The organism is Flavobacteriales bacterium (genome assembly GCA_016124845.1).
GTDB lineage: Bacteria > Bacteroidota > Bacteroidia > UBA10329 > UBA10329 > UBA10329.
The window spans coordinates 43,891-68,760 of the sequence record WGMW01000039.1 but is presented as its reverse complement, the minus strand read 5'-3'; the positions used below and the strand labels follow the sequence as shown (position 1 = coordinate 68,760).

Annotated in this window: 23 protein-coding genes and 3 tRNA genes; 15 read left to right on the top strand and 11 right to left on the bottom strand. The window is 47.9% G+C overall.

Translation table 11 applies throughout. The features are described 5' to 3' along the window. The first annotated feature begins 17 nt into the window (after positions 1-17). The 4 genes from GC178_14295 to GC178_14280 all read left to right on the top strand — a co-directional run bounded on the left by GC178_14295 (position 18) and on the right by GC178_14280 (position 4,477). On the top strand, positions 18-1,934 hold the full coding sequence (locus GC178_14295; GenBank protein MBI1288734.1) for a T9SS type A sorting domain-containing protein: 1,917 nt from the start codon (positions 18-20) through the stop codon (positions 1,932-1,934). Between the two features lie 67 nt (positions 1,935-2,001). After that, on the top strand, positions 2,002-2,859 hold the full coding sequence (locus GC178_14290) for a mechanosensitive ion channel (protein ID MBI1288733.1): 858 nt from the start codon (positions 2,002-2,004) through the stop codon (positions 2,857-2,859). Next, the gene (corA, locus tag GC178_14285; GenBank protein MBI1288732.1) at positions 2,852-3,922 is read left to right on the top strand and encodes a magnesium/cobalt transporter CorA; all 1,071 of its coding nucleotides are present in this window, start codon (positions 2,852-2,854) and stop codon (positions 3,920-3,922) included. Before GC178_14290 ends, corA begins: the two co-directional genes overlap by 8 nt. A 72-nt stretch (positions 3,923-3,994) precedes the next feature. Beyond that, on the top strand, positions 3,995-4,477 hold the full coding sequence (locus GC178_14280; protein ID MBI1288731.1) for a DUF1761 family protein: 483 nt from the start codon (positions 3,995-3,997) through the stop codon (positions 4,475-4,477). Positions 4,478-4,483: 6 nt separating this feature from the next. On the opposite strand, the gene GC178_14275 is transcribed toward GC178_14280, so the two are convergent. Continuing rightward, positions 4,484-5,659 carry an O-succinylhomoserine sulfhydrylase gene (locus GC178_14275; protein MBI1288730.1) on the bottom strand — a complete coding sequence of 392 codons (1,176 nt, stop codon included), beginning with the start codon at positions 5,657-5,659 and terminating at the stop codon, positions 4,484-4,486. A gap of 92 nt (positions 5,660-5,751) precedes the next feature. Continuing rightward, the gene (locus tag GC178_14270; GenBank protein ID MBI1288729.1) at positions 5,752-6,168 is read right to left on the bottom strand and encodes an OsmC family peroxiredoxin; all 417 of its coding nucleotides are present in this window, start codon (positions 6,166-6,168) and stop codon (positions 5,752-5,754) included. Positions 6,169-6,312: 144 nt separating this feature from the next. Here GC178_14270 and metX point away from each other — a divergent pair, with 144 nt between their 5' ends. The 6 genes from metX to GC178_14240 all read left to right on the top strand — a co-directional run bounded on the left by metX (position 6,313) and on the right by GC178_14240 (position 13,385). Further along, positions 6,313-7,335 (top strand): homoserine O-acetyltransferase, encoded by a 1,023-nt coding sequence (metX, locus tag GC178_14265; protein MBI1288728.1) that lies wholly within the window; start codon positions 6,313-6,315, stop codon positions 7,333-7,335. A 357-nt stretch (positions 7,336-7,692) separates the two neighbouring features. Further along, positions 7,693-9,789 carry a HEPN domain-containing protein gene (locus GC178_14260; protein MBI1288727.1) on the top strand — a complete coding sequence of 699 codons (2,097 nt, stop codon included), beginning with the start codon at positions 7,693-7,695 and terminating at the stop codon, positions 9,787-9,789. Between the two features lie 164 nt (positions 9,790-9,953). After that, complete coding sequence (cobA, locus tag GC178_14255; GenBank protein MBI1288726.1) at positions 9,954-10,718, top strand: uroporphyrinogen-III C-methyltransferase; 765 nt, start codon at positions 9,954-9,956, stop codon at positions 10,716-10,718. A gap of 87 nt (positions 10,719-10,805) precedes the next feature. Beyond that, on the top strand, positions 10,806-11,396 hold the full coding sequence (locus tag GC178_14250; GenBank protein ID MBI1288725.1) for a bifunctional precorrin-2 dehydrogenase/sirohydrochlorin ferrochelatase: 591 nt from the start codon (positions 10,806-10,808) through the stop codon (positions 11,394-11,396). Positions 11,397-11,499: 103 nt separating this feature from the next. After that, complete coding sequence (locus GC178_14245) at positions 11,500-12,147, top strand: phosphoadenylyl-sulfate reductase (GenBank protein ID MBI1288724.1); 648 nt, start codon at positions 11,500-11,502, stop codon at positions 12,145-12,147. Positions 12,148-12,185: 38 nt separating this feature from the next. Then, a complete protein-coding gene (locus GC178_14240) occupies positions 12,186-13,385 on the top strand; it encodes a homoserine dehydrogenase (GenBank protein ID MBI1288723.1) in 1,200 nt (399 codons plus the stop codon). Positions 13,386-13,424: 39 nt separating this feature from the next. Here the strand turns inward: GC178_14240 and GC178_14235 are convergent. The 3 genes from GC178_14235 to GC178_14225 form a co-directional block, all read right to left on the bottom strand. After that, positions 13,425-13,498: transfer RNA gene (locus GC178_14235), tRNA-Arg, on the bottom strand. A gap of 106 nt (positions 13,499-13,604) precedes the next feature. Next, a tRNA-Pro gene (locus GC178_14230) sits at positions 13,605-13,679 on the bottom strand. A 34-nt stretch (positions 13,680-13,713) separates the two neighbouring features. Then, positions 13,714-13,800, bottom strand: a tRNA-Ser gene (locus GC178_14225). A 196-nt stretch (positions 13,801-13,996) separates the two neighbouring features. Here GC178_14225 and GC178_14220 point away from each other — a divergent pair. The 5 genes from GC178_14220 (at position 13,997) to pfkA (ending at position 20,407) form a co-directional block, all read left to right on the top strand. Beyond that, positions 13,997-16,141: a hypothetical protein gene (locus GC178_14220; GenBank protein MBI1288722.1), complete on the top strand. Its 2,145-nt coding sequence runs from the start codon at positions 13,997-13,999 to the stop codon at positions 16,139-16,141. Positions 16,142-16,159: 18 nt separating this feature from the next. Further along, positions 16,160-17,653, top strand: a complete 1,494-nt coding sequence (locus GC178_14215) for an ABC transporter permease subunit (GenBank protein ID MBI1288721.1) — start codon at positions 16,160-16,162, stop codon at positions 17,651-17,653. Beyond that, a complete protein-coding gene (locus tag GC178_14210) occupies positions 17,654-18,982 on the top strand; it encodes an ABC transporter permease subunit (protein MBI1288720.1) in 1,329 nt (442 codons plus the stop codon). 66 nt (positions 18,983-19,048) lie between these two features. Further along, positions 19,049-19,426, top strand: a complete 378-nt coding sequence (locus GC178_14205) for a DUF1987 domain-containing protein (protein MBI1288719.1) — start codon at positions 19,049-19,051, stop codon at positions 19,424-19,426. A 9-nt stretch (positions 19,427-19,435) separates the two neighbouring features. Next, on the top strand, positions 19,436-20,407 hold the full coding sequence (gene pfkA, locus GC178_14200; GenBank protein MBI1288718.1) for a 6-phosphofructokinase: 972 nt from the start codon (positions 19,436-19,438) through the stop codon (positions 20,405-20,407). Here pfkA and GC178_14195 read toward each other — a convergent pair. The 6 genes from GC178_14195 to GC178_14170 form a co-directional block, all read right to left on the bottom strand. Further along, on the bottom strand, positions 20,404-21,162 hold the full coding sequence (locus GC178_14195) for a hypothetical protein (GenBank protein MBI1288717.1): 759 nt from the start codon (positions 21,160-21,162) through the stop codon (positions 20,404-20,406). The genes pfkA and GC178_14195 overlap by 4 nt on opposite strands. Next, positions 21,159-22,154: an alpha/beta fold hydrolase gene (locus GC178_14190; GenBank protein MBI1288716.1), complete on the bottom strand. Its 996-nt coding sequence runs from the start codon at positions 22,152-22,154 to the stop codon at positions 21,159-21,161. Before GC178_14190 ends, GC178_14195 begins: the two co-directional genes overlap by 4 nt. A 124-nt stretch (positions 22,155-22,278) precedes the next feature. Then, positions 22,279-22,734: a hypothetical protein gene (locus GC178_14185; protein ID MBI1288715.1), complete on the bottom strand. Its 456-nt coding sequence runs from the start codon at positions 22,732-22,734 to the stop codon at positions 22,279-22,281. Positions 22,735-22,745: 11 nt separating this feature from the next. Further along, on the bottom strand, positions 22,746-23,285 hold the full coding sequence (locus GC178_14180; protein MBI1288714.1) for a hypothetical protein: 540 nt from the start codon (positions 23,283-23,285) through the stop codon (positions 22,746-22,748). Continuing rightward, on the bottom strand, positions 23,285-23,590 hold the full coding sequence (locus tag GC178_14175; protein MBI1288713.1) for a hypothetical protein: 306 nt from the start codon (positions 23,588-23,590) through the stop codon (positions 23,285-23,287). Before GC178_14175 ends, GC178_14180 begins: the two co-directional genes overlap by 1 nt. Before the next feature lie 126 nt (positions 23,591-23,716). Next, a complete protein-coding gene (locus tag GC178_14170; GenBank protein ID MBI1288712.1) occupies positions 23,717-24,700 on the bottom strand; it encodes a hypothetical protein in 984 nt (327 codons plus the stop codon). Positions 24,701-24,870: the final 170 nt, after the last annotated feature.

Here is a 24,870-nt window from a genome sequence, read left to right as displayed (position 1 = left end):
GTAAAGGTTAATTGAAAATGAAGAGAACATTATTCGCATTGTGTCTTTGGCTGGTTTTTTCGAGTGCAAGCGCGCAATCGTCATTTTTGGTCAGAAACAGTACATGGCAAGACTTTGATGTAGAGGTAATTCAAAGTGGGACCGTCAACGTAGATGCAAGCGAGTGGAGTGCTGGCGACACACTTTTGGGAGGTTGGTACGGAACATCAGGCCAGCAACTGGTTTCAGTGAATCGAACCAGTTCAGCGGTGCCAGAAGGAGATACAGCTTATTTCGATATTGTCCTATCTGGAAATACGGACACAGTAACCTTAAAGCTCCGTTTGATCGGAACTGCAATGGGAACCGATCTGTCGTACTCGGTTGAAGGAAGTGGTTTCTCCGAACCATGGTTCGATGATGGAAATTTTCACGAAGTGAATACGACCTTGGCGGGAAAATCTGTGGTCATCAAATTCAAACCAGACAATGACGACTCGAACATGGACCGAGATGTAAGGTTTGCCATTCACGACCTTCCCGTTTACGAATTGGATTCTGCTGATTTTGAAAACCCGAATGTGCTGAATGCGATGTATTACAATATTCAAATGCTGCCATTCGGAGTTTCGGGCCTCGGACAGGCAACCGAACGCGCCACCTTGCTGCCAGCGCAGATCTCGCCCTATCAGGATGTGGTGTCATTTGCCGAAGCCTTTGATACGAGTCCGCGGGAGGATTATCTCATTCCTGAGATGGAAGGTCAGGGCTTCATTTACCATACGACCATTTTAAATGATCCTGGGGCGATTCCTTTGCCATGGAACGGTGGTGTCATCATTTTCAGCCGTTGGCCGATAGAGACGGAAGAGCAGATCGATTTTGCCGAGTGTGGACAAGCAGCACAAGACTGTCTGGCGAACAAAGGCGTGAAGTACGCACGCATCAACAAACTCGGAAAGATCTACCACGTTTTTGGTACGCACATGGATGCAGGTGGTAACGCGGACGACATTCATGCCCGAAGAACGCAGATGGCCGAGATCCGAGATTTCATTGCGGATCTGAACCTGCCAGAGAGCGAACCTGTGATCTTCGGTGGCGATTTCAACACCGATCCCATCGGTTCAGATATGGACTACCAGGCATTCCGAGATACCATGGATCCGATAATCCCACAGCACACAGGTTACTGGGAGTCCAATTTCAGTGGCGACTTTGGCAAGATCATCGACCACGCTTGGGGAGATAGGACGCATCTTGTGCCTACATCCATCACTGATAGGATCGTTACTGTTCGAAGTCTCGATCCCGTGCTTTGGGACCTTTACGATTTTAGTGACCACCGCTGCATGTTGGGCAGATACACATATCCCGACTTTTCCATGATGGGAGCAGATACGGTCATCTGTCCAGGAGATGACCTGACGCTTTCGGTCAACACGGATTACGAGGTCAGCTACCAATGGTTCAAGGATGGAAATGAGTTGACTGGAGAGACCAATGCAAGCTTGGAATTTTCAAATGCACTCGAATCTCAATCGGGCAACTACACATGTCTGGTGAGCTATGACGTGGTTTATGGCAATTGGGGCGATTCGCTTACTGCCATTTTCTTTCCCGATGGACCAGACACAGTTCAAGCACGTCTGCATTTCAATTTCGGGGATATTGTCATCAATGAAGTGTTGTGCCATGTCGGAATTGAGGAGGCTGATGGACGAAGTTTTCACATCTATCCCAATCCGACCGATGGTTTGGTCAACATTTCGGTTGATGAAAAGCTAATTGGTGCCAACATGGCCGTCTACAACACAGTTGGAAGTCAGGTTTATTCGGGACGTTTGGTCAAACCACTTTCAACTATTGATCTCAGCCTTTTCGGCAAAGGCATTTATCTCCTTCAACTGGAGAAGGAGGGAAGTCGATTCCATCAACGGCTCGTTGTTTATTGATTTTGTAGTTCCCACTTGACCAACGAAGAATCGCGAGGTAATTTCACCTCGAAATAGATTCTTCTCCATGCCAATTGACTTCTCTGCGCTTCCGCGCCCGCTGCTATATATGCTCATTCTTATGGTGGCTTTCATATTCACGCTGTGGGTCCGAAGGCTCATTCACCGATTTGTAAGTGATAGTTCGCTGCTGCTCAAGGTCGATCCGACCAATTACAGTTTTATCAAGAATGCGGCATCGCTTATCATTTTCACACTTGCGGTTTTCTTGGTCATTTATTCCGTACCAGAATTACGCTCGTTGGGAACAACGCTCTTGGCATCGGCAGGAATTGCCACCGCCATTGTGGCGTTTGCATCACAGGCAGCACTTTCCAACATCATCAGCGGTGTTTTCATCGTCATTTTCAAACCCTTTCGGGTGGATGATATGATACGCTTGGAAGGCGACAAGGCAGGAGTTGTGGAAGACATCACGTTGCGCCACACCGTTATTCGCGATTTTCAGAACCAGCGGATCATCGTTCCCAATTCGGTCATCAGCGATCAGACCATCGTCAATTCACACATCACGGACGAGCGTTTCAAGCGCCAGATGTTCTTTGGGATAAGTTATGACAGTAATATAGATAAGGCGTTTCAAATTATTCAGGATGAAGCAGATAAGCATCCGAATACCATTGATGCCAGAACGCCAGAGGAGAAGAAGAACGGTTGGCCGAAAGTGAAATGCCGCGTTATCGGTTTTGGCGATTCATCGGTCAATCTACGCGCGGATGTTTGGGCAAAAAATCCAGACGAATCATGGGAGCAGTTCTGCGATCTGAACAAGAGCATCAAGGAGCGTTTCGACCGAGAGGGAATCGAAATTCCATTCCCGTACAGAACCATCGTTTACAAGAAAGACCTTCCGAAAAATGGCTAAGAAGAAAAAGAACATTCGAAGGAATTCTGCCAAGGCAGGATTACCGCCTGGCACGTTGGTCCTTATTGGCGATCAGCGCGAAGAGCCAGTTACCATCGAGATGATCGAATATTCCGAAGCCGAGTTTGCCGATTTCGAAATTGATAATGTTTCGGATCTGCATCGCTCACTGGATGAATCGAGCGTTTCATGGGTCAACATTAACGGAATTCACAACACGGAGGCCGTTGCGGCCATCGGTGAAGTGTACAAGATCCACAGTCTGGTATTGGAGGATATTCTCAACACCGATCACCGACCCAAAGTGGAACCGTTTGAGGATTACGTTTTCTTCACCATGAAAATGATGTGGTTCAATGAGGACAATGAACTGGAACACGAGCAGATAAGTATTGTCTTCGGAAAACCTTATGTGCTTTGCTTTCAAGAACGCAAGGGCGATATTTTCGGCCCCATTCGCGAACGGATACGAACCGATTCTGGTCTGATACGCAAGAAAGGCTCAGATTATCTGGTTTACCGATTGATCGATACGGTTGTTGACAATTACTTCATCATTATTGAACGGATAGAAGAAAGGGTAGAGGATCTGGAGGAACTGATCATGTCCGATAGCGAGGAAGATCCAACACGTCACTTACAACATCTCAAACGCGAGATCATCACGCTGAAACGGGCACTATTGCCGCTTCGCGAAGCGGTGAGCGGGCTGGAGAAAGGCGTGAGCGATCTGGTTCATGTGGACAACGAAAAGTACTTCCGTGACATCTACGATCATCTCATTCAGATCGCGGACAACTTGGAAACCAACCGCGAAGTGCTTTCTGGTTTGATGGACATGCAAATGGCAAATATGAGCAACCGCATGAACCAAGTGATGAAGGTGCTTACGGTCATTGCTTCACTCTTTATTCCGTTGACGTTTCTCGCTGGCATTTACGGGATGAACTTCGACAACATGCCCGAACTGCATTGGAAGTACAGTTACTATGTGGTCTGGGGGTTGATGGTGGTCATTTTTATCGGCATGCTCATCTACTTCCGAAGAAAAAGGTGGTTCTGAAAATCGCTTCATTTTTCTGAACGATTCGTTTAAGAGATTAACTTCATGGCATAAACCATTAATCTCTACATCATGAATTTCCTACCTATTCTGGGCGCAGCCCTTATTCCTACCGTTGTTGGTTTCATCTGGTACAATCCCAAAGTTTTTGGCACCGCGTGGATGAAAGCGGCCGAGATGACCGAAGAGAAGATGAAAGGAGCCAACATGGCCGTTGTTTTCGGTGTTTCGTTGCTGCTTAGCGTGATGCTTTCATTTGTGCTTCAGACGGTTGTCATTCATCAGATGCATATTTATTCGGCATTGATGAATGTGATGGATCAGCCGCAGGCGCAGGAACTGCTCAAAACCTTTATGGACAACTACGGAACGGAATTCCGCACATTTAAACATGGTGCGTTGCATGGTACCATTGCGGGAATTTTCATCGTTCTTCCCGTTTTGGGAACCAACGCGCTTTTTGAACGAAAAGGGTGGAAGTATATCCTCGTAAACGTTGGTTACTGGACCGTGACACTTGCCTTGATGGGAGGTGTGGTCTGCCAATGGGCTTGAAAGGGCTCATTTCGACCTTTCAAGCGCCTGTTCGATGTCTGAAATGATGTCGGAAATGTTCTCCAAACCAACCGAAACACGCACCAGGCCAGCTGAAATTCCAACGGCCTGACGTTCTTCTTCGGTGAGTTTTGCGTGCGTGGTTGATGCTGGATGCGTGATAATAGTTCGAGAATCGCCCAAGTTGGCGGTGACCGAACACATCTGTAGCGCGTCCAAGAATTTCTTTCCGCGTTCTACACCGCCTTTTACTTCGAAGGTGATGAGTCCGCCACCTTTTTTCATCTGTTTCTGTGCCACTTTGTACTGCGGATGAGAAAGCAATCCAGGGTAGCGGATATTCGAAAGTTCGGGATGGTGTTCGAGGCAATTGGCCAGTTTTACTGCATTGTCGCAATGACGGTCCATTCGTACCGCCAACGTTTCCAAACTCTTGGAAAGCACCCACGCATTGAACGGAGAAATTGCTGGCCCAGTTGAACGACAGAAGGTATAGACATCATCGATCAGCTTCTTGTCACCAAGTAGAATTCCACCAGTAACGCGTCCTTGGCCATCGATCCATTTCGTACCTGAATGACTTACCAAATGAGCTCCAAAATCGATCGGACGTTGCAAATAAGGCGTAGCAAAGCAGTTATCCACATGGAAAATCAGGTTGTGCTTTGCCGCCAATTTCCCCACAAATTCAAGGTCAATTACATCCAAACCTGGGTTGGACGGGGTTTCCACGAATATCATTTTCGTGTTTGGCTGAATGGCTTTTTCCCAACTTTCCAGATCATCCACATCTACGTAAGTAGTGGTAATACCGAACCGAGGAAGAATTTTGGTCAGCACGGTATGCGTGGAACCGAAGATCGAGCGACAGCTGAGAATGTGGTCTCCACTACTTAGCAATGCTGCAAACCCAGCGTAAACAGCAGCCATTCCCGTGGCGGTTGCATATCCAGCCTCCGCACCTTCCAACTTGCACATCTTGTCAATGAGTTCGGTGGCATTCGGATTTGTAAATCGGCTGTAGATGTTGCCCCCTGCCTCATCAGCAAAAACGGCACGCATGTGCTCCGCATCTTCAAACATGAAGCTTGAAGTGAGATACAACGGCACGCTGTGTTCCATTTGAGCCGTACGCTCCATTTGCGTTCGGATGGCTTCGGTTTCAAACTGATTCTCTTTCATCTTCGTTAGTTTACAGAGAGATTGGTCTACAAAGTTGATAAAGTTGATGGCATGTTCTAAACCTTTTCAACTCAGTAAACTCTATCAACTTCTTACTTTATTTCGTAGCTCCAAGTGATCTTGGCGGTCGGTTCAAGGATTTTGGAAACCGAGCAGTATTTGTCGGCCGAAAGTTCAATGGCGCGTCTCACTTTGCTTTCCTCAAGGTTGTTGCCTTTCAGAATGTACTTGATGTGAATGTTCGTGAACAGGCTCGGGACCACATCGGCTTCGCGTTCGGCATCCACTTCCACATGATAGTCGGCTACTTCCTGCTTCATTTTCTTGAGTATGGAAATGACATCGATGCTGGTACAGCCCGCCAACGACATCAATAATACCTGCATAGGTCGCGCACCCAAATTCTCTCCACCAATGGCTGGCGATCCGTCCATCTGAATGGTGTTGCCGTCCTCATTTTGGGCTTGCATGTGGTAGTTGTCGTTCAGTCTTTTCAGGGTGATCTTCATATGGTTGCGAATTACGAATGGATACGAATATGCGAATACTTCGAGGTTATCAAATGTTCAGAAAGGGCGCATTCGTCATATTCGTACTGCTTGCAGGATTCGTAATTCGAAACCCTTCGCAGCTTTACGATATTTAGCCCCGAAATGAATCCTGTCCAAAAATACATCCATAACCAACCATTTCCATTGGAGTGTGGCGCGATTCTACCGCAGGTTGAAATCGCCTATCACACGTATGGCGAGTTGAATGCCGCTGGCGATAACGTCATTTGGGTGTGCCATGCGCTTACCGCCAACTCTGATGTTGCTGACTGGTGGAGCGGACTTTTCGGAGAAGGGAGGACGTTTGACCCGAGCAAATGCTTCATCGTTTGCGCCAACATTCTTGGTTCGTGCTATGGCAGTTCGGGGCCGCTGACGGAAAATCCAGAAACTGGAAAACCATATTTCGGTTCGTTTCCGATGGTGACGATACGAGATATGGTAAAAGCGCATCAACTGTTGCAAGCGCATTTGGGCGTGAAGAAAATTGCCCTGGGAATGGGCGGCAGCATGGGCGGTTATCAATTGATGGAATGGGCAATTGCCGATGAAAGTCTTTTCAACAACCTCTGTTTGCTTGTGACAAGCGCCAAAGCATCTGCTTGGGAAATTTCCATTCACGAGGCACAACGGTTGGCCATTGAAGCTGATGCGACTTGGAAAGATGAATCACCCAACGCTGGCGCGAATGGATTGAAAGCCGCTCGCGGAATCGGAATGTTGACATACAGAAACTACGAGGCATTCAAGCAAACGCAAGAAGACGAAGAAGAGAAGTTGGTAGGCTATAAGGCCGCTTCGTACATCCGTTATCAGGGCGAAAAACTGGTGAAACGATTCAACGCGCAGAGTTACATCCTACTATCAAAAGCCATGGACAGCCACAATTTGGGGCGCGGAAGAAGTTCGGTTGAGGAAGCTCTTAGAATGATTCAAGCGAACACGCTGGTAATCGGTGTCGATAGCGACATTCTTTGTCCGATAACGGAGCAACAATTCATCGCGAAGCACATTCCAAATTCGCAGTTAGAGGTCATTTCATCGCCCTTTGGGCATGATGGTTTTTTGGTTGAAACAGATACGGTTTCGCGTCTATTGGCCGACTTTTTGAACTCAAAATATTAAAAAATGGTTACCGCTGTTGTTTTGTAAAAGTTCGCATTCTACATTTGGCATCACACAATGAAAGCAATGAAGTCTCTTATGGAAATGATGAACAACGGCATGTGCTGTTGCTGTGCATTTTCGTGGAGAGGCTGATGCGTTTATTGGATAAACGAACAGAAAACTACAAGCCTCTCAAACAACTGAGGGGCTTTTTTTATGACTTGAAAACGATGATCCGAGTGAATAAAATGATGTGTTGTTGCTGCATGTCTGCCGAGAGGTGGAGGTGGTGATGGTACATTCAATTCAATCGTACAAAGCCCTTCTGCCAAGCGTGGAAGGGCTTTTTTAATGCACAAAAACAAACCAATATATATGCAGAGTTTCAGAACAGAGTTAGAAAACCCCGTGGTTGAGAAGGACATTCTCGATCTGGAAAAGAAGATCCGTCTCTTCAAAGAAGGCAAGGTTGACGAGGAGAAATTCCGCAGTCTGCGGTTGGCGCGAGGCGTTTACGGCCAGCGGCAGCAAGGCGTGCAGATGATCCGCATCAAGATCCCGTACGGCAGGATGACCAGCGAGCAACTGATTAAGATCGCGGACATTTCGGATGAGTACGCCAGCAGCACGCTGCATGCTACCACGCGACAGGACATTCAGATCCATTACGTGAGTTTGGACCGAACACCACAGCTTTGGCACGAATTGGAAAAATCCAACATCACACTTCGCGAAGCTTGCGGAAACACGGTGCGCAACATTACGGCTTCTGACAAGGCTGGCATCGACCCCGAAGAGCCGTTCGATGTCTCGCCTTATGCGCAGCAGATGTTCGAATATTTTCTACGAAATCCGATCTGTCAGGAAATGGGGCGTAAGTTCAAAATCGCCTTTGCGTCAACGGTCAAAGACACGTCTTTCACCCTCATCCACGACCTCGGGTTCATCCCTGTTCTAAATGGAGAAAAGCGCGGTTTCAAAGTGCTTATCGGTGGTGGCTTGGGTGCTCAGCCGCATTTGGCTCTGACCGCTTTCGAGTTTCTCGAAGAAGAAAAGATCATCCCATTCACCGCTGCTACGTTGCGCATTTTCGACCGTTACGGAGAGCGAAATCGTAGAAACAAGGCGCGATTCAAATACTTGCTTCAGGATGTCGGTTTGGAAGAACTGATGAAGCAGATCAAGGGCGAGTACGTAGCGTTGAAGGATCAAGAAGTTTGGGTTGATCGAAACGCGGTCATCACGCCCGAACCACCAAAATTGGGAACCGTGCTTACCGCTCGCATCAAAGACCGAGAGCATTATGACAACTGGCTCAAAACGAACGTTTTTGAGCAGAAACAGGAAGGTTTCTTCGGGGTTTTTGTCCGTGTTCCGTTGGGAAATATTTCATCCGATACTGCCCGTGCTTTTGCCAAGGTGGTGAAGGAATTTGCGGCTGATGACATCCGTGTGACCATCAATCAAGGTTATCTGTTGCGCTACGTAACGCAAGAAGCACTTTCGCCCTTGTATGAAGGACTGAACGCGCTCGGTTTGGCAGAACCAGGCTTCGACAGTGTGGCCGACATTACGGCTTGTCCAGGAACGGACACCTGCAACTTGGGGATTTCCAACAGCACGGGAACGGCACTTGAATTGGAAAAAGTGATTCGTTCGGAATACCCAGAATTGATTCATAACCGTGACATCAAAATCAAGATCAGCGGTTGCATGAACTCATGCGGGCAGCACGGCATTGCCAACATCGGTTTCCATGGAAGTTCCATGAAGCATGACGGAAAAGTCGTTCCTGCCATGCAAGTGCTTTTGGGCGGTGGAACGCTCGGAAACGGCAATGGAACGGTGGCCGATAAGGTCATCAAAATTCCATCGAAAAGAACACCTGATTTGCTTCGTTCGGTATTGAATGATTACGAAGAAAACGGGCTTGAAGGCGAGTACTTCAATGACTACTACCAGCGTTTGGGCAACCATTATTTCTATGAACTTTTCAAGCCGCTTGCCGAGTTGGAAACGATTCAAGAGAGCGATTACTACGATTGGGGCAAAGAACAACTTTTCAAGCCTGAAATTGGATTGGGAGAGTGTGCTGGTGTGGTTATTGACCTTGTGCAAACACTGTTTTTCGAAGCTGAAGAAAAGCTCGAATGGGCTACAGAAGCATTGAAGGAAAGTCGCTACGCAGATGGCATTTACCACACCTACACCGCTTTTGTTAACGGAGCAAAAGGCTTGCTTTTGGGCGACAACGTCCGTTGCAACACACAGGCAGGCATCATCTCCGATTTCGACAAAACGTTCGTGGAAACGGTCAAAATTCAATTTGGAACGACATTCACGGAACTGGTGTTGACAATGCGTTCGGAGAAACCCTCGAAGGAATTCGCAAAACTGTATTTCGCGCAAGCGGAGCAATTCCTTGTCACCATCAAAAATTACAGAGAAGAACAACTGAAAGGAGAAAAATGAAAAATGAAAAAGGAGAAAATGTTTCTCTGTGTTCTCTTTTACTCTGCGTGACAATAAAACATGAAATAGCCACAGATGCACAGATTTTCACGGATTTCTCAGATGAAATTTCTCTGTGTCTCTCCGTGTAGCCTCCGTGCTCTCTGTGGTAAAAAACAACAATTATGAAAAATAACCCCAAACTCACATTATTAGGCGCTGGCCCAGGCGACCCAGACCTGATAAGCATCAAAGGTATGAAGGCTTTGACCAAGGCAGATGCCGTACTATACGATGCGCTGACGCACCCTGACCTTTTGAACTATGCTCCGAAAAACGCTCCGAAAGTGTTTGTCGGCAAGCGTTCTGGGCAACATTCATTCAAGCAGGATGAGATCAACAAATTGATTGTGGAATATGCATTGAATTACGGACATGTTGTGCGACTGAAAGGTGGCGACCCGTTTGTGTTCGGGCGTGGACAGGAAGAAATCGAGTACGTTGAGGCATTCGATATTCCTACTGAAGTTGTGCCTGGCATCAGCAGTTCCATCGGTGTTCCTGGATTGCAAAAAATCCCAGTAACGCGAAGAGAAGACAGCGAAAGTTTCTGGGTGATCACAGGCACAACGAAAGATCTTGAACTCTCGAAAGATCTGACGTTGGCGGCTCAAAGCTCAGCCACGGTTATCGTGTTGATGGGAACGAAAAAACTGGCCCTCATCGCAGAAACGTACCGAAATGCTGGTCGCAATGAGATGCCTGTTGCCATCATTCAGAATGGTTCGTTGGAGAACGAAAAGGTGGTTTTGGGTACCGTAGATACGATTGAAAAATTGGCGGCTGATAGCCAGATTGGTGCTCCCGCCATCATTGTTTTGGGAGAGGTGGTGAAGCATCATCCCAATTTCAGTCACGCTTTTGTAGAGACGAATTATTTAAAACAGTAAAACGACCGATTCGTGTCACCCTGAACTTGTTTCAGGGTCTATTTAGATGCTGAAACAAGTTCAGCATGACCGTAAGAAATGTTAATCATGAGTACCCAAAACGAACTATACCCCATTTTCCTGAAGGTTCACGAGTTTGAAATGCTACTTGTAGGCGCTGGAAATGTGGGGTTGGAAAAACTCACGTTCCTGCTCAAAAGCAGTCCGAATGCGAAAGTGACGGTGGTGGCCAAATTCTTCAAACAGGAGGTGATCGACCTTGCTGCAAAACATCCTTCGGTGAAATTGATCGAGCGCTCGTTTGAGGAACGTGACCTGGAAGGAAAACAACTGCTGATCCTGGCAACCGAAAATCCATCGTTGCACGAAAAAGTGAAGGCCATCGCGAAGCAGAAAGGCATTCTGACCAATGTGGCCGATACACCTGAAATGTGCGATTTCTACTTGGGTGGAATTGTGACCAAAGGCGACCTGAAAATTGCCATTTCCACTAACGGAAAATCGCCTACACTTGCCAAACGTTTGCGGCAGCTATTTGAAGAGGTGATCCCAGAAGACATTAACCAATTGGCGAATAATCTACGTGCCATTCGTGCTACGCTCAAGGATGATTTTGAGTTCAAGGTGAAGAGGATGAACGAACTTACCGTAGGACTGTTATCTGAAACCAAACGATAAACATTGATTAGCCACAGATGCACAGATTTTCTCAGATTTCGCGGATTATTTCTCTGTGTTCCTCTGTGAAACCTTAGTGTTCTCTGTGGTAAAAAAGTAGAAGATGAATTTGCAGGAGTTGAACGATAGGTACGGGCAGATGACGGTGGAAGACCGCATCCTGAACGTGTACCGCGACTTCGACAAGGTGCTGTTTACGTCATCGTTCGGAACGTCTGCGGCAATTCTGTTGCATTTGGTTTCGAAGCTGAAACCCGAGCAGAAGGTGCATTTCATTGATACGACCTATCATTTTGCCGAGACGATGGCGTACCGCGATCAGCTCACAGAACAACTCGGTCTGAACCTTGAAAAGGTCCTCCCTGCGGATTGGAAAAATGCATTTACGCGTGATGACCAAACGTGGACAAAAGACCCAGACCTGTGCTGTTCCATCAATAAGGTGGAACCGTTGGATGCGCTGAAGCCAAATTATGAAGTGTGGATGTCGGGGTTGATGCGATTTCAGAACACCGAACGCAAATCGCGGAAGATTTTTGAGAAGAAAGGAAACCTGCTCAAATTCCATCCGATAATCGACTTCACGGAAGAGGAACAGAATGCTTATTTCGCGGAGCATGATCTGCCGAAACATCCCCTCGAAAAAGTCGGGTATCATTCCATCGGTTGTGCGCAATGCACCTTTAAGGGAAAGGGTAGAAGTGGACGTTGGGGAACATCAGGAAAGACGGAATGCGGCTTGCATCTATGATGCAATTATGAATTAGAAATGAAGAATTAAGAATATTCATGGAAGACAAGAAAATCAAACTCGGTCTATTCGGCTTCGGATGTGTGGGGCAAGGACTTTACGATGTGCTGAACCAATCGCAGATATTGGAGGCGAGCGTGGAGAAGATCTGTGTGAAGGACCGAACCAAGAAACGGAAGATCGATAGCAGCTATTTCACGTTTGACAAGGCCGATATTCTGAGCCGCGACAACTTGGATGTGGTGGTGGAGCTGATCGATGATGCGGACGAAGCGTTCAAGATCGTGAGCGAAGCCATGCGCAATGGCGTGAATGTGGTTACGGCCAACAAAAAGATGCTGGCCGAGAACTTCGCGGAGCTGTACGAACTGCAGAAGAAGTATAAAGTGGCGTTGCTTTATGAAGGCTCGGCTGGAGGCAGCATTCCCATCATCCGCAACTTGGAGGAGTATTACGACAACGAGCTTTTGGAGCACGTGGAAGGAATCCTGAACGGTTCATCCAATTATATCCTGACCATGATGGAAGTGGAGAAGATGGATTATTCGGAAGCACTGAATCTCGCTCAGGAAGCGGGCTTTGCCGAAAGCGATCCGTGGCTGGATGTGGGCGGTTTCGATAGCAAGTACAAATTGTGTCTGTTGGCCATTCATGCCTTTGGTGTAATTCTGAAACCCGATCAGATTCTGAACCTCGGCATCAATAACGTTTCGTTCGATGATATTCAGTTTGCCAAGCAGCGCGACAAGCGCATCAAGTTGGTGGCAAAGGCTTCGAAGATCGATGATACGGTGCGAGTTTATGTGCTGCCGCAGTTCGTGGATCGTGGCACAGCGCTATACAATATCAACTACGAATACAACGCTGTTGAAGTGGAAGGTGCTTATTCTGACCGTCAAACGCTGGCTGGAAAAGGTGCGGGTTCGTATCCAACAGGAAGCGCGGTCCTCTCGGATGTTTCGGCACTTACCTATGATTACAAATACGCCTACAAGAAACTCGACAAGTCCATCAAAAACGGTCGCCCGAATCTGAAACTCGACACCGATTTCGAACTGAAATTGTACATCCGCTTCACTGACCGTGAAGACCTGAGGAAACTGGATATCGTTTCAATTGAAGAGGAATACCGTTCTACGAACTTGAATTACGTGGTGGCCAATGTGAAGTTCAACTCACTGTTCAACATCTACAACGATAGGGAGAACGGACTTTTCGTGTGCGTGATGGCGGAATAAAAACGAAAAGCCCCGACTTCGAGGCTTTCATTTTGAGAGTGATCGCGACAGGATTCGAACCTGTGACCGTCTGCTTAGAAGGCAGATGCTCTATCCAGCTGAGCTACGCGACCAATATGTTCTCGGTCTGACGGAGCAGATGCTCTATCTTCCACCATAGGCGGAACATGACCGGATAAAAAAGTCAAAGGCCAACATGGAGAACCAAGTTGGCCTTTGTCGGGGTGGCAGGATTCGAACCTGCGACCTCCTGCTCCCAAAGCAGGCGCGATAACCGGGCTACGCTACACCCCGAAATATTTTTGCTGCAACCGAAGTTGCAAAAAGGTGGCGGAGAGACTGGGACTCGAACCCAGGCAACACTTTCGCGTTGACAGATTAGCAATCTGCTCCATTACCACTCTGGCACCTCTCCTAACGTTCAAAGAACACGTCTCAATCCGACCGGCTTCGTAACGTTTTGAGAACGGGCTGCAAAAGTATAAATAGTTTTATTTCCAACAACAGAAATGATGCATGTGATCATGTCGAAAATCAAGTGACATCACAGTTTGGTCAGCCCTACGGTAACTATAAGCTAATGTTATATTTGCAGCCTTCATCAATTGCAAATGAACATGAACCTGAAAAACAATAGGAATTTACTGGTTGCGCTGACGCTATTCTCTGGCGCATCGTTGCTGTCATCATGCGGAGGCACATCTACAAATGAGTCTACCAACTCTGAAGATAAGGTGACCGAGGCAAGTGACGACCTCACCTATGTACAAATTCCTGATGCAACAGATATTGACCCGAACTGGTCGAAAGAGAACACGGTGGTTTTTCACGTTATCGGTGAGCCGGATGATATGCACCCGACCAACGGGAATTCAGCTACCAAGTCCTTCCTTTTCAATTACACCCAGAATTTCATCATGGGTGGCGATATCATCAACTTGAATGTTCGCCCTGATGTGGTAAAGGCATGGCCTGAAGTTTCGGAGAACGAACTGGAGTTCACCTATGAACTTCGTGATGAACCAACATGGGATGATGGTTCTCCACTTACTGTTGAGGATGTGATCTTCACGTTCAAAGCGGTAAAATGTCCGTTGACAAATAATCCTCATGCAAAGCCGTATGTGGAAAATTTGGAAACGATCGTTGTCGATCCGGAAAATCCGAGAAAGTTTACCATAAAGATGAAGAAGAAGTACATTCAGAACATCATCTTTTCGTCAGATTATCCGATGCTTCAGGAAAGCTACTGGGATCCGAACAAGACCTTGCGTAAATATTCATTTCAGCAACTTGATTCTTGGGGTGGTAATGAAGTCGTGACAAATTTCATCAGTGCAAAGGATGAGAATGGAAATGATATAGGTCATGTTAACATTTGGACTAATGAGGGGCCAGAAGATTATGGTAAGGTCGTTTGGCAAGCTATGAATCGTGAAAAGGTCTCTGTTGTCAAAAGAAGCAAGGACGGCCAAAGGTTATTTGTTCAATCTTCAAAGGGTCAGTCAGGTTGGGTAACAAAAGATTTTGTGAAAGAGGAAAGAACAAGGTCTGGAGCAAGGATAGATTTTCCATCTGACCTGAACGCTTGGGCAACGGAATTCAACGATGCCAAGTATAGCCGCAAACCAGAATTCCTGGTAGGAATGGGTGCCTATCAATTTGAAGATTGGAAACCAGGACAGTCATATACGCTGGTGCGCAAGAAAGACCATTGGACATCGAAACTGGCTGAGCGTGATGCTTACGAGACGTCTTATCCTGACAAGATCATCTTTAAGATCAATACCGACCCGAACTCACAGGGATTGGAGTTCAAGACGCAAACATTGGATGCTTCAACCTATTTGGGAACCAAGAAGTTGTTGGAACTTCAGGAAGATCCCAATTTCAATGCGAACTATCATTCACGCTTTACCAACACATATAATTACAGCTATCTGGGTTTCAATTGTCGCCCTGATGGTGTAGAGTACAAGAAATTCTTCGATGATAAACGGGTTCGTAGAGCGGTTGCCATGCTTGTTCCTGTAAATCAGATAAACATGGTGCTTAACAAGAACAAGAACAAGCGCATGGTCGGTCCGGTTTCGCCATTGAAAAAGGAATACAATGATGATCTTCAACTCATTCAAAGAGACGTGGAAGGAGCGAAGCAACTCTTGGAAGAGGCCGGTTGGACCGATACGGATGGCGATAACATCCGCGACAAGATCGTTGATGGCGAGAAGTTGAAATTCGAGTTCGACCTGAACTACATGACAACCACGGTTGAATGGAGAGATGAGGCACAGATGATCGCTGAGGCGTTGTACGAAGCTGGCATTCAGTGCAATATCAATCCACTTGATTTTGCGGTGCTTTACGATAACGCACGAAACCACAAATTCGATGCGATGCTGGCAGCTTGGGCGGGTTCTTCGCTTCCAGAAGATTTCACGCAGATCTGGCACACCGAATCGTGGGCTTCCAAAGGTTCCAATTTCACAGGTTTTGGAGATGCAAGAAGTGATGCTTTGATCGACTCGTTGAAGTATGAGTTGGACATGGAAAAGCGAATTCCAATGGTGCGCGAACTGCAAGAAATTATTTATGACGAGCAGCCTTATGTGTTCCTGTTTGCAGCCACGCGCAGAAACGTGATTCACAAGCGCTTCGGAAATGCCGACATGTATTTCGAGCGCCCGGGCGTTATTCTCAATAATCTTAAACTGTTGACAGGTGGTGCTGCGGCTCCAACTGCCGAAGCCAACTGATCGCTGCCATAGCAATTCATGCTGAAGTACGTTCTCCGTAGAATTCTGGTTTTCATACCGACCTTGGTGGCCATTACACTGCTCGGGTTCGTGATCATGATCTCCGCCCCGGGCGATCCTGTGGAGCGGATGGTGGTGGCCGCGCAGAGCGGGGGAGAGGTCGGTTCGCAAACGGCCAATCAGATAGAGCAGAAGAAATTCTGGAGCCGAAAATTGGGACTCGATCTTCCCATTTTCTACTTCAGCCTCAATTCCATGTCGCAGTCGGACACGCTTTATCGCGTTTATGACAGGAACGAACGCGAGTCACTGTCAAGGTTGGCCAATGTTTACGGCAACTGGCCTGCCGTTTCTGATTACTTTCAGGCCATTGATGCGCTGAATGATGCGCACGGTTCGCTGCGGGTCGATAGCAGCATGGCCATGGGGTATTCCATTGATAAGGTGAAGCAGGACATCAATCAGAGCTTTTTTGAATCATCTGCGCTTAAAGCCACATATTCTGAGAACGTGATAGAGGCCAAGCTGGAGGCGTTGACCGAGATCTATGATGCTCCGTACATGGCCAGTTTCCGTCCTGAGTTGGATAATGTGAAGGCGAAACTCCAAGCCATGAAAGATTCGGCCACGCCTTGGAAAAAGTATGTGCCGGTCATCAACTTTTATCCGAACAACCAATATCACCGGTGGATATTCGGTGATGGGGATTGGCTCACAGGCAAAGGCGCTGAGTTCACCACAGGTGTCATCCGTGGAGATTTCGGCACCAGCTACCGCACCAAGATGCCCATCAGCGAGGTGATCTCCATCAAAATATTCTGGTCGTTCTTCTTCACCATTATTTCGGTGGTGTTGGGCTACCTTGTAAGTATGCCTATGGGAATTCATGCTGCGGTAAATAAAGGTTCTCGTTTCGATACCGTTACCACCGTGCTGGTGTTCATCCTGTTCTCCATTCCGAGCTTCTGGTTGGCCACCGTGCTGCTGATGACCTTTGCCAATCCGGACGTGCTTTACTGGTTTCCCGCTTCCGGTGTAGAGCCTGTAAGAGGCTTTGCGGAAAATGCCGGCTTCTTTGAGAAGTGGGGCGCAAGGTTGCCTTACCTGATCCTGCCTATTATCAGTTACACCTACAGTTCCTTCGCATTCCTTTCGCGTACCATGCGCGTTTCCATGCTGGAGATCGTCAATCAGGATTACATCCGTACGGCACGTGCCAAAGGATTGAGTGAAACCAAGGTGGTTTACAAGCATGCGCTGAGAAATGCCTTGCTTCCGATCATTACGGTCTTTGCCAACATATTCCCTGTGGCCATTGGCGGTTCGGTGGTCTTGGAGGTGATCTTCACCATACCGGGCATGGGAAATGAAGTGTATCAGGCCATTGTGAACCAGGATTATCCGATGGTGGTGGCCGTGCTTACCATTACGGGCGTGCTGACGCTGGTCGGGTATCTGGTCTCAGATATTCTGTATGCGGTGGCGGACCCAAGAATCAGTTATTCGAAGTAGATGAGTGGGAAGGCAGAAATAAAGCAGTTCAATTTCCGCGAATACGCTTGGGGACAGTTCAAGAAGAACCGCGCGGCCTACATCTCCTTGTGGACCCTGGCCACGCTGGCGGTGATGGCACTTTTTGCGCCCATCATCGCCAACGATCAGCCGCTATACGCCAGCTACAAGGGGCATTCACTTTTTCCGGCATTCTCGCTACAGAACTCGTATGAGCTTCAACTGGAGGAAGGAAAGACCGAGCGCATTCAATTGGACATAGCCAAGTGGAAGCAGATGAAACTGGATGCGGTGATCTGGGCACCTGTGCCCTACGCACCGAACAAATCGGATTTCCTGAATTCCGATTTCGCCTCACCGGGAGGAAAACAGTATTTCGAGGATCCGAACGGGGAAATGGTGGATATGCCAGGGCGTTTCCGTCATCTGTTGGGAACCAACAAGAAAGGCGAGGATGTACTGTCCGGGCTGATCCATGCTGCGCGCATCTCGCTTTCCATCGGTATCATCGCCATGGGCATTGCCACGGTTATCGGATTGGTGCTCGGAGCACTGGCAGGCTATTTTGGCGATAGCAAACTGAGAACAACACGTGGTCAGTTCTACACGTTCATCCTCGGGCTGGTGTTCGCGTATTACTATGCCTTCATGATCCGTGCAGACAATCTCTCCGATGCCATCGGAACCTCTGGCGGAGCCTTGCTGCTACAGTTGCTGGTGAGCATTCTCATCTTCGCAGGAATCTGTGCGGTGTTCTATTTCCTCGGAAAACTGGTTGGGAAATTGCCGCTGTTCCGTTCAGAGCGCAACATTCCGGTCGATTCGTTCATTTCCAGAATGATCGAGATCCTGATATCCATTCCTCGGATGGTGCTTATCATCTCCATTGCTGCGGTGGCCAAGCCGTCCATCATCAACCTCATGCTCATTATCGGGTTTACCAGCTGGACGGGCATTGCGCGCTTTACCCGCGCAGAATTCCTCAAGATTCGCAACTTGGAATACATTCAGGCGGGGCAATCGCTCGGTTTCAGCGAAATGCGCATCATCTTCCGCCATGCGCTGCCCAATGGCGTGGCACCAGCGTTGGTGGCCATTGCGTTCGGTGTGGCCTCGGCCATCCTTATCGAATCGAGCCTTTCATTCCTCGGTGTGGGTGTTCCGCCAGATGTGGTCACGTGGGGTTCGCTCATCAGTTCAGGCCGCGAGAATTTCGCTGCGTGGTGGCTGGTCATCTTCCCAGGTATCGCCATCATCCTTACCGTAGCCATCTACAATCTGTTGGGCGAAGGGCTTCGCGATGCCACCGATCCGAAGCTGAAGACCTGATCGGTCTGAGGATTTTCTTGAACAGTGTATTGAAATCCCGTTGGACTTTTCATCTTTGGGATCGGAATGAGTGTAACGCTGTTCATAGAGGCCACGGACCTGTCACCCGAGATCGATTTCAATCTCTCGGAGAAGAAGTTCGTTATCCGTGGGCGGTCCATGCCCGAGAATTCAGAGAAGTTCTATAACCCGATTCTGAGTTGGATGCAGGAGAATCTGGCCTTCCAGTTTTTGGAGGCCACCTTCGATGTGGCGCTGGAATATTACAACACGGGTTCATTCATCCGCCTGATGGCGTTGTTCAATCTGCTGGAGGAACTGAACAAGAAGGACAACAAGTTCCGGGTGCGATGGATAGTGGAGGAAGGCGATGAGGACAATGTGGCCGATGGCGAGTCGTTCCGCGAGGTGATCAGAGTTCCGTTTGAAATTATTGAAGTGTAACTTGACCGCATGAAAACGATCGCGGTATTCACCAGCGGAGGCGATTCACCCGGCATGAATGCCTGCATCCGTGCGGTGGTAAGAACAGGGCTCCATCACGGACTGAAGGTTTACGGCATCATGCATGGCTATCAGGGCATGATCGAGGATCAATTCAAGCTGCTTACCAGCGATGATGTGGGAAACATCCTACAGCGCGGTGGCACCATCCTCAAGTCTTCGCGCAGCAAGGACTTCATGACCAAGGAAGGCCGTCAGAAAGCATTCGATAACCTGAAGAAATACGGCATTGAGGGCATTATTGCCATTGGCGGAGACGGCACCTTTGCTGGCGCGAAGGTCTTCACCGAGGAGCACAGAATTCCCTTCATCGGCCTGCCGGGAACCATCGACAACGACCTTATTGGCACCGATTACACCATCGGGTACGATACGGCTTTGAACAACGTAATTGAAGCGGTGGACAAGATCAAGGACACGGCCGCATCGCACGACCGCCTCTTTTTTGTAGAGGTAATGGGCAAGGATGCCGGTTTCATTGCGCTGCGTTCGGGAATTGGAGTAGGGGCGTTTGCCATTCTCATACCTGAGGTGCACACCGACCTTCGCAGTCTTATCGATCACCTTACGGCAGCATATACGCGCAAAAAGAGCAGCAGCATCATTATTGTGGCCGAAGGCGATGATGCGGGAGGCGCTTACAAGATAGCCGAGCAGGTGGTAAAGGAACTTCCGCAGTATGAGACGCGCGTTTCCATTCTGGGCCATCAGCAGCGGGGCGGCAGCCCTTCGGCCTTGGACCGCATGCTGGCCTCGCAGCTCGGTTATGAGGCGGTCAACGCCATTCTGGCGGGCAAACATTCCGTTATGGTGGGCATTGTGAACAAGCAGGTGTGTTACACGCATTTCGACCAGGCCATCAAGCACCACGATAAGGTGAACACCGATTTCCTGAAGCTGGCGGAGATACTGGCGGCTTAAAGCAACCCATTCTCCAAGCCATAACGAATGAGGTCGGCCGTGTTCTTGAGACCTGTTTTACGCATCATGTTCTTGCGGTGGTTATGGATGGTATGCACCGAAAGATGAACCGTGTCGGCAATGTCCCTGCTCCGGAAGCCTTGCGCCATGAGGGCAAGCACCTGTGTTTCGCGCTGACTGAACGGGCCGACCTTGTGGCGGCTCTCATGCAGTTCCTTCAGCTTTTCCCTGTAGAGCCGCTCGCTGTCTTTGGGGCCAAGGATGCGACTGTGTATCTTCTTGACATCCATAAAACTGATGTCATGGAGCATGGTCATGCTCATAACAGGAGCATCGCCATCATTGATGAATCCTGTACTGCGTTTCAGCATCATGATATGATCGCCATGGAACTTCCGCACGCGGTAATTCATTTCCAGCATGCTGCGGAAAGGCTCCTTCCTGTCTCTGGTAAAATGGAACTCGGTGGCCAATTGGCTCAGGTAATGCACCACAGGCTGGTCATCAGGGTGAATGACATTCAGCACAAAGGGAATGTCGATCTTGCAGCCCTGCGGGTAGCCCAGCACCGAGTTGAACCCATGATGATAGACGATCTGCCCGCTCCGATAGTCGGCCACGTAGGTCACCATATCGGGCATGTGCATCACGTTGACAAATTGCGCCTCAATAAGTTTTGGGTCTGGCTGTGCATCGAAACCGTCCCGTTTCAACTGTTCCAAGTACTCAAGGAACTTTTCAGCAGATTCTCTCATGTGTTATCCAGCGTTTCGATCACACATCTGGCGTAGGCCTCTTTGTCGGTTATGTTTCCCATGTGTGCGGCATTCAGCCACTTCAATTGCTTGGATGGGGCCACTATCGATTCAAAGAACTTTTCCGAAAGCTGATGATCCACCGTGTGGTCCAGTTTTCCGAGAATGAATGTGACGGGAACCTGAACATCCAGCTGTTCATGGAAGAGGTCTACCTCCAACAGCTCGTGCCACATGTTGGAGGTGCTCACCTTCATGCCGTTGTTGAATTTGAGCGCATCCATAAAGGAATATTCCTTGGCACCCATCAACCATTTGGATATGGAACTGAGTTTCTTGGCGCCTTTCATCATGCCTCCGTAGTAAGCAAGCCAGTTCCGCTGTTTCATCAACGCCTTGAACGGGTCTTTGCCGTCATTCGGGGCGGGCATGGTCAGGTTCTCCAGTTCGTTGATGGCCTTTTTGTTGCCATCTTTTCTTGCTGCCTCCAGTGCAAATTTGTAGGAGCGGTTCTCACTTTCGGCCATATTGCTCACTTGGCCCACCCCTATGTAATGATGCAGTTTTTCGGGTACCTCCTGCGTCAGTTTCCAGCCGAGAATGCTGCCCCATGATTGACCAAGCAGGTAGAGCCTGTCTTTACCGAACTTTTGCAACAGATGGTCTATCACCACCTTGCCGTCTTCTACAAATTGGTTGATGGTAAGGTGCTTCGGGTCTGCCTTTTTGTCGAATGATTTTCCCGCTCCACGCTGGTCCCAGTTCACTACCATGAAGTGCTTTTCCAGTTCAGCATTGCACGTTTCGGAAAGCCACATGTCCGTAAAGCCTGGTCCGCCATGCAGCATCAGCAGCATGGGCAGGTCTGTAGAGTTGCCACGCACCATCAGCCATTGTCTGGTGCCGTTCACATCGGTCTCATAAAGTTCCGAAATGCCATTTTCGATAGGGCGTTTCGAGAATCTTGTTGGTCGGAGTAGTTTCAATAACATACTTCAATAATATGACTTTTAGCAGACACTTTTAGAGATTTGGAAGAAATGACCCTAAAGGGCTATTTACCCCCAATAAAAAATCGATGGCGGCTTCCAGCTAAGATGATCGGGGCAGTTGGTCTTAATATGTTAGCTGGTTCTTCACCAACCCTTCAATATCGATCGTTGTGTCTCCAACCGTGAAATAGGCCACTTCCGTTCCTTCGATGTTCAAACGATGTACTTTGGGGAAATGCCACGAATTATCATACATGGAATCTTGATATTGAACCCAGAACCGTTGATAGGTCATGTCGTCAAATAATCTCCAACCGTTGTTTGCAGGAAACTGGGTCTTCAACACACCTTCTTTCGGAATACGATAGATTCGAGCGTGATCATCTGTACCGAACTCCATAGGCAGCCCGTCAGATTGATTGAAAATGACCAGCCCGACACCATTGAATACGCCAGTTCTCTCATCGATTATGTACGTTTCAAATTCAGGTTCCCGAACCGCATAGAGAATGGCAAGTGCCACTGCCACCACGAAAACAGCGAGAAGGAACTTTAGAGTACGGAGTATGAATGTATTCACCGTACTAAGATTCAGTTATTCAACGCTTCCAGTTTCTCGGTATAGCGGTCTACAAGTTTCTGGTTGCCCAATGCGGTGTAGCACTCGATCATCCGCTCATACATTTTCGTTTTGCCAAGTCTTACCATATGTCCATCAAAATAGACATCATAGTGATTCTCAATCCTTCTAATGTATTCAACGGCCTTCTTGTTGTCGCCTCGCTCTTTATAGATCTTGTAGAGGTTTGTGCAGATCATTCTCTTGTTGAGTTTCAGTCTCCATCTTGGGGTATCTGCATTAGGAAGACTTCTCAGATACTGGTTGCCATACTTGATGGCAAGGTCATATTGTCCCGTCTCGAAATAGCCATCAGCAATGTAGTAATCGACATTATTTTCCCTTGCCAACTTTTTGCTGGCGGCCTTTATCTGAAGACATACTGCTAAGAATCCGTCTTCATCATTTGTTCCCATCAGTTTGTACATCTCGTCATTAAGCGCCTCAAGGTCTGCCTTCTGCCCCAAACAAATGGTTGGAAGAACGAGTAGGAGGATGAGGAGGCGAAACATTAACAGGCGAAACAATTAACATGTCCAAGGGTCAAGAGGTCATAAATCACCAGTGAGCTGATTAACATGAGCATGGCGTTGAAGACAATAATCGGGATATTGATGAGAAGAAGCCAATTGAACTTCATCTTGGCTATGGACAAAACCGTAGTGGTCGCCATTGTTAACATTGTCAAAAGCGTGATTGTTAGTGTCAAGTATTTCCAGTCCCACATGTAAGCTCCTGAGAAGAAGCAGGAAAAGGTTACAATAAAACCAATGAGCGTGGTGAAGGCATAAGCAGCTAAGCGGTCTGCATCATTCATTTCCTTTACTCTCGATCTCAACTTTCCATATGTATTCTTAAATCCCATCCCTTTGCACCGGAAATCATGAGTCCATGTTTGATTAGCATCCCGAACATACCAAACTCCCTGTACTCATCCTATCCCTCATCTATCCGCATCCAACCCCTTAAGAAACTCCTTGTAAGCTTCCACATCCCATTCCAGATGCCAGAAGGAGAGGTGCTCCGCCATGGTGCTGAGTCCGATCTTTCTGCGTCTTTCGTCCACATGCTCAGGGTCTTCCAGTGGCGATACAAAGTATTTTCCTGTGGCAGGGTCAGTTTCCAGCTGACTTCCGTATATCTGTTTCTTACCAAGACCGATAAGAACACGGTCTTCCAGTAAGGCAAGGTCGGCCGGTAGGGCATTATGGTCTTTTACCGCCTGTCTTAGTACGGGAAGATACTTCCGTTGCGTAGCGGTATCTGAATGCTGTATGACCAGAAAAAGAGCTTCATAGCCTTTTCTTCCAACCTCATTCCATCCAAGCCATCCATGTTCCTCAATGATCTTTTTAACTGCTACCAGATGAACGGAATCGCGGGCAGAGACCTCTTTCCAATATTCCTTAACGCGAGGAGAATCGTAACCATATTTCTTCATCATCCTGTGGATCTTGTTCCTCATGCCATAATCTTCTGCCAGAATTTTATTGAGTTCTTGGGCAAGAGGTTTGTTCAGCTGAGGCCTGTTCTCATAGTTCCGGTAGATACCATCTACTATGGCCGCCCATCTGGAATCGGAATGAAGGGATGCAAGTCGTTTATCATCGATCTTGCCTTTCTGGCCATAGAACAGGCCTGAGTCTGCCAGTTTCTTCAGCTGTATAAATGCACTATCAGCATTTCCGGCCATGGCCCATGAGCCAGCAGCTTTGAACCTGTCGTCAGCAGACCCCACATTTCCGCATTTTGCGAATGCTTCTGAAAAGGCAATTGCCGCCTCCTTGTATTTTTTCTGCCTGAAAAGAGCATTGGCAGGTTTGAGCGTTTCAGAATAGTCTGGTGTTGCAAATTGGCCTGTAGCATTCCCAGCTCCAAGGAAATTGAAAGCAAGGACAATGATGAGAATGACCGTGTTCTTCAGCATGGTGATCGACCTGTTATTGAATTACATCTCAATAATAAAGTTCTGAAACTACCAAACTCCCCACACTCATCCTATGCCTCATTTACGGGCAGAAGAAATGAAGTGGCATAAGGTGCATTCCTCAAAGATTATTATAAGGTACCGAACACCGAGTGGGTTATACACTTGAT